This window comes from Sorangiineae bacterium MSr11367 (genome assembly GCA_037157805.1).
GTDB classification, from domain to species: domain Bacteria; phylum Myxococcota_A; class Polyangia; order Polyangiales; family Polyangiaceae; genus Pendulispora; species Pendulispora rubella.
Genome location: CP089983.1, coordinates 1,996,516 through 2,008,837, shown reverse-complemented (window position 1 = coordinate 2,008,837; position 12,322 = coordinate 1,996,516). Strand labels below are relative to the sequence as shown.

General features: G+C 66.3%; 10 protein-coding genes. 1 reads left to right on the top strand and 9 read right to left on the bottom strand.

Annotation, left to right across the window (positions count from 1 at the left end; translation table 11 throughout):
- Positions 1–11: 11 nt before the first annotated feature.
- Positions 12–2,357, bottom strand: coding sequence for a hypothetical protein (locus LVJ94_07875; GenBank protein WXB07152.1), 2,346 nt, complete (start codon positions 2,355–2,357; stop codon positions 12–14).
- On the bottom strand, positions 2,354–3,106 hold the full coding sequence (locus LVJ94_07870) for an HAD-IA family hydrolase (protein ID WXB07151.1): 753 nt from the start codon (positions 3,104–3,106) through the stop codon (positions 2,354–2,356). Before LVJ94_07870 ends, LVJ94_07875 begins: the two co-directional genes overlap by 4 nt.
- Before the next feature lie 183 nt (positions 3,107–3,289).
- Here LVJ94_07870 and ggt point away from each other — a divergent pair, with 183 nt between their 5' ends.
- Positions 3,290–5,128 carry a gamma-glutamyltransferase gene (gene ggt, locus LVJ94_07865; protein ID WXB07150.1) on the top strand — a complete coding sequence of 613 codons (1,839 nt, stop codon included), beginning with the start codon at positions 3,290–3,292 and terminating at the stop codon, positions 5,126–5,128.
- Between the two features lie 21 nt (positions 5,129–5,149).
- Here ggt and LVJ94_07860 read toward each other — a convergent pair whose 3' ends face one another.
- From LVJ94_07860 to tadA, 7 genes are read right to left on the bottom strand one after another with little or no spacing between them, the layout of a single operon-like run.
- Positions 5,150–6,184: a hypothetical protein gene (locus tag LVJ94_07860; GenBank protein WXB07149.1), complete on the bottom strand. Its 1,035-nt coding sequence runs from the start codon at positions 6,182–6,184 to the stop codon at positions 5,150–5,152.
- Positions 6,181–7,317: a CpaF family protein gene (locus tag LVJ94_07855; GenBank protein WXB07148.1), complete on the bottom strand. Its 1,137-nt coding sequence runs from the start codon at positions 7,315–7,317 to the stop codon at positions 6,181–6,183. The genes LVJ94_07860 and LVJ94_07855 overlap by 4 nt, the downstream gene beginning before the upstream one ends.
- Entirely contained in the window at positions 7,314–7,910 is a 597-nt protein-coding gene (locus tag LVJ94_07850; protein WXB07147.1) for a hypothetical protein, read from the bottom strand. Before LVJ94_07850 ends, LVJ94_07855 begins: the two co-directional genes overlap by 4 nt.
- An 8-nt stretch (positions 7,911–7,918) precedes the next feature.
- The gene (locus LVJ94_07845) at positions 7,919–8,815 is read right to left on the bottom strand and encodes a hypothetical protein (GenBank protein WXB07146.1); all 897 of its coding nucleotides are present in this window, start codon (positions 8,813–8,815) and stop codon (positions 7,919–7,921) included.
- Positions 8,812–9,726: a type II secretion system F family protein gene (locus tag LVJ94_07840; GenBank protein WXB07145.1), complete on the bottom strand. Its 915-nt coding sequence runs from the start codon at positions 9,724–9,726 to the stop codon at positions 8,812–8,814. Before LVJ94_07840 ends, LVJ94_07845 begins: the two co-directional genes overlap by 4 nt.
- A gap of 2 nt (positions 9,727–9,728) precedes the next feature.
- A complete protein-coding gene (locus LVJ94_07835) occupies positions 9,729–10,631 on the bottom strand; it encodes a type II secretion system F family protein (GenBank protein WXB07144.1) in 903 nt (300 codons plus the stop codon).
- A complete protein-coding gene (gene tadA, locus LVJ94_07830; protein ID WXB07143.1) occupies positions 10,628–12,319 on the bottom strand; it encodes a Flp pilus assembly complex ATPase component TadA in 1,692 nt (563 codons plus the stop codon). Before tadA ends, LVJ94_07835 begins: the two co-directional genes overlap by 4 nt.
- Between the last annotated feature and the right edge of the window lie 3 nt (positions 12,320–12,322).

Genomic DNA, 12,322 nt, shown 5'->3' with positions numbered 1-12,322 from the left:
GATTAACATGATCAACGATGACGGGGTTCGCGCCCTTTCGGTTGAGTCGGTGTCGGACGAGGCACCGCCGTCGGTATCGCACGGCGCACGGCGACACCGTCCTCCACCGTGAGACGTTCGCCATGGTGCAGAATCTCCATGCTGCCTTCGCCGTGCAAGAGCTCGTAGCTGGCCTCGTTCGAAAGCACGGTCACGCGCAACTGAAGCCCCCGTCGCGTCAGGGTGAAGGTCAGTCGCGTGAGCCCCTCGGGAAGCCGCGGCGCAAAGGCGATGACCCCGTTTTCATCGCGCATCCCGCCGAGTCCGGCGACGAGCGCAATCCACGTCCCGGCAAGCGCGGCGATGTGAAGACCGTTGCGCGTGTTGTGCTGCAGATCCTGCAGATCGAGCAGCGCGCACTCGGCGAGGTAATCGAAGGCGAGGGCCATGTGCCCGACCTCGGCCGCCAGCACCGCCTGCGTGCACGCCGACAGTGACGAGTCGCGCACGGTGATGCGCTCGTAGTATTCGAAGTTCTTCGCCTTCTGCTCGGCCGAAAATGCATGGCCACAAAGGTGCATGGCCAACACGAGATCCGACTGCTTGACCACTTGTTTGCGGTAAATATCGAAATACGGAAAACTCAAAAGAAGCGGATACTGCTCCGGCTTGGTATGGTCGAAATCCCAGAGCTGATGGCGCGTGAAGCCGTCGGCCTGCTGGTGCACCCCCAGGTCCTCGTCGTACGGAACGAGCACCGCGCGGGCGGCCGCACGCCATTCGGCCATTTCGTCGGCGGTCACGCCGCAGCACCGTGCCTTTTCCAAATGGCGCTCGCACGCGTCGGCCGCGCCCAGCAGGTTTCGCTGGGCCATCAAGTTCGTATAGAGGTTGTTGTCCGCCAGCGCACTGTATTCGTCGGGCCCGGTGACGCCGTCGATGCGAAAATCGCCGTGCACGTCGTAATGACCCAGCGAGCGCCAGAGACGCGCCGTTTCAATCAAGAGCTCCAGGCCCGTTTCCTCTTCGAAAGCCCGGTCGTCCGTGACCTCCACGTATCGAATCGCCGCATCCGCGATGTCCGCGTTGACGTGAAAGGCGGCCGTGCCCGCGGGCCAATACGCGGAACACTCTTCGCCTGTGATGGTTCGCCAGGGAAAGGCTGCGCCGGCGAGCCCGAGCTGGCGCGCGCGATCTTTGGCAATCGGCAAGGTGCCATGCCGCCAGCGCAACACGTCGGCCACCGACTGGGGATTCGTGTACGTGAGCACGGGCAGCACGAAGGTCTCCGTGTCCCAGAAGGCGTGCCCGTCGTAGCCGGGCCCCGTGAGGCCTTTGGCGGGAATGGGGCGCAGCTCCGCGCGCGCACCCGCCTGCAGCACGTGGAAGAGGGCAAAGCGCACGGCCTGCTGGATCTCGGTGTCGCCCTCTAGATCGACGTCGGCGCGCGCCCAGAAGTCGTCGAGGTAGGCTTTCTGCTCGGCGAAAAGCGCGTCCACGCCCGCGTGATGCGCCGAGGTGAGCGCCGCGCCCACCTGATCGCGGACGGCGGGAAGGCTCCTCTGACGCGACCACCCGTAGGCGAGAAACTTCACGATGCGCAGGCGCTGCCCGGGCTGGAGATGATCCGTCACCACGACCCGGCCGATGTCCGGCGCGACATTCTTCGCAATGCGCACGGCGTCGGTGCCCGTGATGACGTGGTCCATCGCGGCGGCCATGCGGATACCGCTGTTCTTCGTCTCGTGCACCAATTCGACCATGCTGTCGCGTGATTCGTATTCCAAGGAACGCAGCGGCGCCTCGAGCACGGCGGCCTCGCGCGGATCGCGGCCCATGGGCGGCAAAGCTTCGTTGGCCATCAACTCCGATTGGACGACCAAGGTGGCCGGCCCATCGAGCGGTTCGACCTCGTACACGATGGCCACGATGGATCGATGGGTGAACGACACGAGCCGCTTCGACGTCACGCGCACGGTGCGCCGGGCCGGCGATGTCCATTCGGCGACGCGCGTGAGCACGCCCTCGCGAAAATCGAGGTGGCGCACGTGCTTTCGCAATTGGCCATAGCGCACGTCGAACGGCTCGTCGTCCACGAGCAGGCGCATGATCTTGCCATTGGTCACGTTGATGACGGTCTGGCCCGACTCGGGAAAGCCATACCCAGCCTCCGCGTAGGGCAGCGGGCGCAGCTCGTGCACCGAGTTGAGGTACGTGCCCGGGAGGCCGTGCGGCTCACCCTCGTCCAAATTGCCGCGCAGTCCGATATGCCCATTGGAAAGCGCAAAAAGCGATTCGGCCTGCGCAATCAAATCGAGCCGCAATTCCGTTTCGGTGAGGCCCCAGGCCTCGACGCTGAAGGCGCGTTGTTCGATCACGGCGCCCCCCCCACGGCAAGCAGCTCGCCAAGATCACCCACGACGACATGGGCGCCCCGTTTTCTCAATTCCTCGGCTTGGCCCACACGGTCGACACCGACCACATATCCGAAGTTCCCCGCACGTCCGGCCTCCACCCCGGCGAGTGCGTCCTCGAAGACGGCGCCCGAGCCGGCCTCGACCCCGAGGGCACGCGCGCCGGCCAAGTACGTGTCGGGGGCCGGTTTTCCGTGCAGGTGGTCGCGCAGGGCCACGATGCCGTCGATGCGCACGTCGAACAGCGACTCGATGCCCGCGCCCACGAGCACGTCGTGGCAGTTGGCGCTGGCCGACACGACCGCGGTGCGAAGTCCGGCCGCGCGCACGGCACGCACGTACCGCACCGAACCCTCGTACGGCTTGACGCCGTGGGTGTGGATGCGCCGGAGGAGAAGCTCGTTCTTTCGATTCGACAAACCGTGAATGCTTTCGTGCTCGGGGGCATCGTCGAGATCGCCCTCTGGGAGCGAAATCCCACGCGAGGCGAGGAACGATTGCACACCATCGGCGCGCGCCTTCCCATCGACGTACAGCTCGTAATCCTGCATGGCGAACGGGACGAACACTTCGCCCGTCTGCTGTGCGCGCGCCCGAAGGTACTCGTCGAACATCTCCGTCCAGGCGGCGGCATGCTCGGTCGCGGTTTGCGTGAGCACGCCATCGAGATCGAAGAGGCATGCCCGCACGTGCGAAGGAAGGCCCAGGGTCATGCCCCTAACCTAGAGGCCAAATCCCCCCAGGTCGATGCTTGTGCTTCGAAACGGATTGTAGATGCTATTCGAATAAACCATTTTGGATTGTCGCCCCGGGACGCCGGGAAGGAAATATTCACCCGTAAAAACAGTCGCAACGGCACCTAGACGCGCTCTGGCGTTCTGAGGGAAACTGCCGCCATGATCGTCCGCCGCTTCGTTTTTCCTCTGATCGCGCTCGCCCTGGCCGCCGGGTGCGGCTCCAATTCCGCGCCGTCGCAGGCCCCCGCGGCCGCGCAGCCCTCTTCCGCCACCGCGCCCGCGCCCTCCTCGGTCGCCACCGTGGAGGCGCCGTCCACACCGGCCGCTCCGCAGATGCCACCGGGCTGGAAGTACGAGAAACCCGTCGTCGTCGAGGGGGCGAACGGCATGGTGGTGACCGATCACGCGACGGGGTCCAAGGTCGGGCGCGATGTGCTCGCAGCGGGCGGAAACGCGGCGGATGCCGCCGTGGCCACGGCGTTTGCGCTGGCCGTGGTGTTCCCCACGGCGGGAAATATCGGGGGCGGCGGCTTTGCGGTGACCCGCATCAACGGCCAGGTGAAAGCACTCGACTTCCGGGAGGCGGCGCCGGCGGCGGCGTCCCGAAACATGTACTTGGACGCCAAAGGCAAGGCGAGCGAACACGACACCATCGAAGGCCCAAAGGCATCGGGCGTCCCCGGCAGCGTGGCCGGCCTGTACGAGCTCTATCAGCAGCTTGGCTCCAAGAAGAAGACGTGGGCCGAATTGCTCGCCCCGGCCATCGAGCTCGCCGAGAAAGGCTTCGTGGTCGACGACGCGTACCTCAACACCTTCGGCAAGCGCCCCGACGAGAGCCCGCAAGACCGCATGCGGAAGTTCCCGTCGACCATGGCACTCTATTTCCCCAATGGCGCGCTGCCCGCCAAGGGCTCCGTGTTCAAGAACCCCGAGCTCGCGGCCACGCTCAAGCGGATTGCCGCCAAGGGCGCGCCCGGCTTCTACGAGGGGCCGACGGCCGACGCCATCGTGGCGCAGATGAAGGCCGGCAACGGCATCATCACGAAAGCCGATCTCAAGGCTTACAAGGCCAAGTGGCGCACGCCCATCGAGTTCAACTACCGCGGGCACAAGATCATCTCGATGCCGCCGCCGTCGTCGGGCGGTGTCACGCTCGCCATGATTTGCCACATTCTCGAAGCGTACGATCTCGGCAAGCTGGGTTGGCAATCGCCCGAGGAGCTGCACCTGGTCATCGAGGCGATGCGCCGCGCCTTCGCCGCGCGCAACGAGAAGCTGGGCGATCCCGATTTCGTGAAGCTGCCGCTCGAACAGCTTCTCTCCGAGCAATGGGCGACCGAACAGCGTGCGACGATCAAGCCGGACAAGGCGACGCCTTCGTCGGAGATCCAAAGCGGCGCGGCATCGGGCATGGGGCCGCACACGACGCACTTCTCGGTGGTCGATGGCCAGGGCAATGCGGTGGCGCTCACCACGACACCCAATTACTGGTACGGCGCCGGTGTCGCCGTCAAAGGCGCGGGCTTCATCTTGAACAACGAGATGGATGACTTCGCCACCGTCCCCGGCTCACCGAACGGCTACGGTCTCGTACAGGGCGAGGCCAACGCCATCGCCCCCGGCAAACGGATGCTGTCGTCGATGACGCCGACCCTCGTGGTGGGCGCCGACGGCCAGATCAAATTGGTCACGGGCGCCGCCGGCGGCCCGACCATCATCACGGCCGTGTTCAACGAGATCTCGGCCGTCGTCGACTTCGGGCTCGATCCGGGGATGGCGGTGAGCGGCCCGCGTGTGCACATGCAGCACCTGCCCGACGTCGTGCTCTACGAGAAGGGCGGCCTGTTGCCCGGCACGATGAAGCGACTCGAGGCCATGGGCTACTCGATGAAAGAGAGGCAGCACATTGCCGACGCGCCCGGCCTCGGTCGAACCGGTGCATCTTGGGTCGGCGTGGCCGAGCCCCGTCGAGAAGGTGGTTTGGCCGCGGGATACTAGAGGTTTTTTTCGCGCCGCCCCCTATTGTGACGGCGGCGCGGAGGAACGCTGGCGAAGAATGCGCACGGTGTTGCCGAAGGCTGGATTGTCCGGATTTTCCGAGGCCAGTCGTTCGTAGAGTTGCAGCGCCTTGGGGAGATCGCCCGTTTGGAAGGCATCCACGGCGGAGCGCTCCAAGGTGGGGGTCACGGGACCTTTGGGGGGCGGAGGCGGCCCCGCATCGACGGGCGGCGCGGGATGAACGGCAATTCCGGTCGGGAGCGGCGTGGCGCTAGGAACCGGTGCGGGCACGGGCGCGGCGGCGGCCGACACGGTCGTGGCCACGGGCTGCGGGCGCGGGCGGTGCCGCTGGATCCAGAGGCGCGCGAACACCACGGACACGGAGGCGAGCAACGTCACCACGACGAAGATGCTCGCAGCGACCGCCACTTTGCGCCGAGCATCGCGCCGGGCCAGCGAGATCTGCGTGACGTCCATGGGCCGCGGCGAATGCGGCGGGGGCGCGGAAGGGGGTGCGGGCGCGGGTGCCGGCGGCGGAGGTGGGATGCTCCACACGCGGGTCGCGTCCGAATCGCCGAGGGCGACGGGCGGCTCCACGCGGACGACGCCCGACGCCTGCGCAGGTTGCGCGGACATCTGCGTTGGCTCGAAGGGAAGACTGTCCGGGGGCGGATTCAGATCGAGGGCCGTCGTCTCGAGCTCGGGCGGCACCTCCAAGGAGCCATCGGGCCCGCGCAAACTCGCCGCGGCCGCGCCGAAGCGCAGGTGGCACGGCGGCGTGAGCTCACTCCACCGGCGCTGGAGCGGTGCACCGTCGACGAGAACGGGTGACACGCTGTCGGTGCTGCACATGAAGAGGCGCTGCCCGTCGAAGTGAACGAACGCGTGCACGTCGAGCACCCCCCTGCCCTCCACGTGGAACGCCCCCGCGCGACCGACGGAAAACGGATCACGCGATTCGCCCTCGTAAAAGAGCATCTCGGCGCCCTCGTCGGGCGAAAGGACGTACTTGAGCACACGCGGGTGGGTCATGCTGACGGCAAGCCTCGGTCTCATGGTTGTGCGCTTTTGCTGGAGGAAGCGTTGGAGGCGGCTTGGTACATCGCAGCAGGAAGCTCGTATCCTTGCGCCTGGATGTGATCGAGCATGCTCGGAAGGATGCCCGTGGGCCGCAGCTCGCTGATCACGCGTCCGTCGGCATCGAGCCCGCTCACGTGGCGCAGGTAGAGATCGCGCACGAGGTAAATGCCTTGTGCGAGGTCGAAACCGGCAATCTCGGAAACGTGCGTGATCTTGCGGCTGCCATCGCGAAGACGCGCCACCTGGACGACGATGTTGATGGCCGAGGCGATCTGCGCGCGCAAGGCCATGAGCGGAATGGATACGTCGCTCATCATGGCCATGGTCTCGAGACGCGAAAGCACGTCGCGCGGATAGGTCGCGTGCAGGGTGGTGAGGCAGCCACCGTGACCGCTGGTCATGGCCTGCACCAGATCGAGTGCCTCGCCTCCGCGGATCTCGCCGATGACGATGCGATCGGGCCGCATGCGCAAGGTGATGCGAAAGAGCTGCCGGATGGTCACCTCACCGCGCCCTTTCACGTCGGCCGGGCGGGCCTCCAAGGTAACGACGTGGTCGCGTTGCAATTGCAACTCTTGTGAATCTTCGATGACCACGACGCGTTCGTCCTCGGGGATGTACGAGGAAACGGCATTGAGAAGCGATGTCTTCCCGCTGGCCGTACCGCCGGCGATGACCACGTTTTGCTTGCAGGCAATCAGGGTGGAGATGAGATCCGCCGCGTCGCGCGTGATCGACTCGAAGCCAATGAGCTTCTCCACGGTGAGCTTCTCGCGGAAGAAGCGGCGGATGGCCACGTACGGTCCCCCGGGGCCGGCCGGAGGAAGCACCGCGGCCACGCGCGAGCCATCGGGAAGGCGCCCCTCGAGAAGCGGTCGCTCTTCGTCGGCGTGCTTGCCCACGTACTGCGCGGCATTGCGCAAGGCGGAAAACAGCGCCTTCGGATTGGGAAATCGCGCGGCCACCCGCTCGAGACGGCCGCGGCGCTCGATGTAAATCTTGCCCGGGCCATTGATCATCACCTCGGTGACCGTCGGATCTTCCAGGTACGGCTTCACCGGGTGGAAGAAGTCGAGCAAGGTGGCGGAGAACACTTCGTCGGGGATCATTGGACCGCCTCCGGCGTGGGCATCGCGACCTTCTGCATCAACGAGGTCCGCGCCTCGTCGGCGTGCGGGCCACGGGGGGCAAGGCGGAGGTACTCGCGAAAGAACGGGTCGGCGCCAATTTGGTCGGTGAGCTCGTCGCGGAAGAAGGTGCCGACGGCGAACTGCACCTCGGCGTCCTCGGGCATGTCGCGCGCGGATTGCTCCAGGTGCTCGCGCGCTCGTCCGATCTCGCCGATGGAGACGTAGAGCGCGCCCACGACGAAGCGCAGATGGGCATCCTTGGGACGCCGTGCGAGGGCGACCTGCGCGTATTCCGAGGCGAGGCGGTAGTGCCGCGAGGCCACGCACACGCGAAGGAGCTCGGGCAGCACCTTGCGCTCGTCGGCGTGCGCCGTGAGGGCGGCGCCGAAATACTGCTCGGCGCGCACCAGATCGCCGAGGTCCGCGTACGCCTTGCCGCGCTCGAAGAGCAGCTGCGGATCGCGATCCTCCGGTGGCTTGTCCGCGGTGTGTCGCCCTGCGCCGCCCGTGCTGGCGCAACCGACGGAGCCCGCGAGGAGAAGAACTGCAACGAGAAAACGGCGCATCGTCATGGGGATCCTCATCGTCCAAGCGGCTTGGCAGAGCGGCGCTCTGCTTCGATGGTGGCGTAGCGATCGAGCGACGCGAGCCACTCGACGTAGGGACCACGCCGGTGCGCGGTCATCGGGATCAAGATGGCGAGCTCGCGCTTCGCGCCGAAGGGATCGCCCACGCGAAACGCGTGCTCGAGCCGCACGCGGCGCACGCGGTATTCCTCTTCGACCTTCTTGCGCTGCGACACGGCGCCGGACGAGGCCTCGCGCTCCTCCTCGCCCGAACCGGCTTGGCGGTAGCAGGCAGCGGCCAGCTCGAACAACGATACGGACTCCACGGCGTCACGTCGCGAGAACGGACCGCGTTCGCGCTTGGCTTGCGCCGTGCGCAGCTTGTCCGCGGCAAACGCGCCATAGAGCTCCGGCGCCTGCGTCGGGCACGTGGCCACCGGTGCATCGAAGAGCCCGGGCGCATCGGGAATGGGCAACTCCGCCGAAGCGGCAACGCGCGAATAGATGATCGACGCGATGACGGCCACGATGGGCACCGGTACAAGGAGCCAGAACGGCGAACGTCCGCGCTGCTTCTGCCCGAGGTCCACCGACTCCACCGTGAGCGTCACCCCATGGATGGCCAGCACCGCCCCCGACGGCCAAATGCCGGTGACGAACGGTGTGCCGTTCAAGGTGGGCGCATTCGCCGCGGCGCGGGTGGTGATGTGCACGCGTCCACCCTGAGCCACGACCTCGACGTGCTCGAGCGCCGCCGACTCCGGCGGAAGCCGCACCTCGCAATGGGCGGCGCTGCCGATGAGCGCCCGCTCGGCATCCACGAGGAACTGCTCGGTGCGGCCGTCGGCATAGCGAACACGGAACTTGAGTCCCGTTTGGGTTTCCCGCGCTTCGCGTGCTGCGAACTTCATTTGAGACCTCCCGTCGAAAGCTTGTCGAGCATCATGGCGGACGGCACCGCGATGAGGATCATGCCGACGCCGATGAGAACCATCGTCGGCAGCACCATTTTGGCGCGCATGTTCTCTGCGGCCTTTTCGGCCAGATTGGAGCGCCGCGTGCGCGAGGTGGCGGCCTGCACCTCGAGCACCGCGGCCACCGGATTGCCGCGTTCTTCGGCTTGAATGAGCGCCTGCGCGAACTCGCGCACGCTCTCGATGGGAACGCGCGCGGCCAGCTCGCGCAGCGCCTGCGTGCGCGTGCGCCCCAGTTGCAGCTGCTGGAGCAAGAACGCGAGCTCCTCGCGCAGGGCCTCGTTGGCCTTGGCCTTTTCGACGACCTGCTGCACCGAGCCCGGAAAATCGAGCCCCGCGCTCATGGAGAGGGCCATGAGGTCGACGGCATACGGAAGGCCGCGGTTGATGGCCTTCCAGCGACCGACCCGCGCACCGTCCACGATGAGGTACGGCACCGCCGCCCCCAGCGCCAGGCCGATGGGAATGGGCAGCCAGGCAATGCTCATTTGGACGAAGTACGCGAGAAGGCTTCCCACGGCGCCGCCGCCCAATCCACTGAAGACGATGAGGGCGAAATACTCGTCGGCGGAGAGCCCGAGGTAATCCCCCGCATAGGTCAATTGCATATCGAGGTTCGCGCGCGTGCCCTCATCGAGCACGGCCCCCACGCGCACGCCCAACCAGCGCACCAGCGGCTCGATGGTCGCCCAGGACGGGCTCCGCAACAGCGATTGCTGCCGTTTGAGCCCTCGCATGCCCAAGCGCGACGTCGTGCGCGAGGGGCGGAGCGCAATCCAGAATACGAGGGATCCCAACGTCAGGACCAACAGCGCCACCATGAGAATGCGATAAACGGGATAGCTCATCGTTAGATATCCATCCGCGTAAAGCGGTATCCGAGGTACAGCGCGGAGAAGTACATGAAGACGCATTGCGCGACGACGAGCTGCCCTTTCACGGTATCGCGCAGCGGGTCGAAGAAGCCGGGCACGACGCGCGGCAGGAAGAACGCGAGGCACGCGGTGATGGCCGCCGCGATGAGCAACGATTGGCGCGCGCCAAGGGTGACCTTCTCGGTCAACTCCTCGAGGCGTTTGAGCTCACGGAGCGAGCCGGCGGTGCCCTCGAGGATGCGCGGCAGATCGCCACCGGTCTGGCGGCCGATGAGCAGCGCGGAGACGACGACGTCGAGCGACGTGGATTGCGCGCGGGCCGTCATGGCGAGGAGCGCTTCCTCCAGGGTGCTGCCGATGCGCACTTGTTTGAGCGCGGTCTCCAGCTCTTCGCGCAGCGGCTTCGCGGTCACGTCCAGGGTGATCCAAAGGGCCTCGCCGATGCTCGCCGTGGTCTTGAGCGCATTGGCCAGGGCCAGGGTGAAGCCGTGCACCTGATCGTCCAGGCGCTTTCGTCGTCGCTTGGCCATCGAGCGAAGGAGCACGGGCGGCACGACGATGGCGGCCACGGTGGCATAGAGGAGGGCTTCGAGCTTCACGAAGCCGTAAATCGCCAGCAGCGCGATCGCGCCAATGAGCTGGAGCCACGCGAAGTAGGCGCCGCGCTCGGGGAGGAACATGCTGCGCAGGTGGACATTCAGGCCGCCCGCGTAATTGGCCCCGACGCGGCGGGCCGCCCCGCGGGGATCGGTGGCCGAGACGTACACGAAGGCCGCGACCCCGAACCAGACGAACGCGAGACCGACGATCTCGTAGACGGTGGAGGGCACGTCGCCGCGACCGATGGCGGCGAACCAGCGCAAGAACGTCTCCTTCATAGGTAGGGCCCTCCTTTCTTGATCAAGCCGCGGACGAGCATCTCGTCGATGAAGCTGGGCAGGTAGCCCGTCGCCTGGAAGTCACCGACGACGGTGCCGTCTTCCTCGACGCCCGTGCGCTCGTATTCGAAGATGGTGCGCGTCTCGAAGTGCCCGTCGGGTTCGAGCTCGTCGAGCTCCGAGATGTGCGTGATTTTGCGCGTACCGTCGGCCATGCGCGACTGCTGGACGATGACGTGAATCGATCGCCCGATCTGCTCGCGAATGGCCCGCGACGGAAGATCGAGGCCGGCCATGAGCGCGAGCGTCTCGAGCCGGGCGAGGGCCTCCTCGGGGGAGTTCGCGTGGATGGTCGTCAACGAGCCATCGTGGCCGGTGTTCATGGCCTGGAGCATGTCCAGCGCCTCACCGCCGCGGCACTCGCCGACGACGATGCGATCGGGGCGCATACGCAGCGCGTTGCGAACGAGATCGCGGATGGTGAAGGCGCCTTTGCCTTCCATGTTGGCGATCTTCGTCTCGAGGGTGACCACGTGCGGCTGGTTGAGCTGAAGCTCCGCGGCGTCCTCGATGGTGACGATGCGTTCGTCCTTGGGGATGGCGGCGGAGAGGATGTTGAGCAAGGTGGTTTTCCCGCTGCCAGTGCCGCCCGAGATGAGGATGTTCTTCTTGGCGACCACGCAGCGATCGAGGAAGCGGGCCATCTGCGGCGTGATGGAGCCGAGGCGGACCAGGTCTTCGGTGGTGAGGCGCTTCTTGGGGAACTTTCGGATGGTGATGCAAGAGCCGCGCAACGCGAGAGGGCGGATGATCGCGTTGACGCGCGAGCCGTCCCGAAGGCGCGCATCGACGAGCGGCTGCGATTCGTCGATGCGCCGACCGAGCGGCGCAACGATGCGTTCGATGACCGCGCGCACGCGCTCATCGTCGGTAAAAACGGTGTGAGTCGGCTCGAGCTTGCCCGCGCGCTCGACGAAGATCGTCGTCGGATCGACGACCATGACCTCCGTCACGGTGTGATCGGCGAGGAGCGGTTCGAGGGGTCCGAGGCCGAGGGCTTCTTCGACGAGTTCGCCGATGAAGGCATCGCGGGAAATGTCCTCGGGGATGTCGTCGTCGAGATCGCGAACGATGCGCTTGAGCGCCGTGAGGACGCGCGGCCGCAGCGATGGGTCGTCGGCGCGGGTGGGGTCGATTTTCGCGAGATCGAGGTTCTTGAGGAGCTCCTGGTGGATGCGCCGGCGGAGGGCGACGACGTCGACGAGGTCTTCGTCGTCATGTTCACTCCCCCTCCCCGGGGGGGAGGGAGCCCTTGCGGGCGACGGAACTCCAGGGCCCCCTCCCCCCTCGGGGGAGGGTTGGGGTGGGGGGGCCAAATCCAAACTGGGATCTTCATCCCCCACCCGGACGGCAAAAGGACCAATACGAACCAAGCTTCCATAAACGAGCTCGCGCCGCGCGCGATGGAGCATGACCCCCGGCGCAACCTCGGTCCCGTTGCTGGAGACGTCTTCGACGATGAAGGTCGCGGCGCCCAAGAGCAGCTTGGCATGGGTGCGCGACACCAGATCGCCATCCAGCCGCAATTGGCACTCGGAATGGCGCCCTACGACCAATACCGCCGGCGCGGCCACCAGCATGGTCGAAATGTCCGTATCGCGGTGCGTGACTCGAATGGGAACCTGCATGGC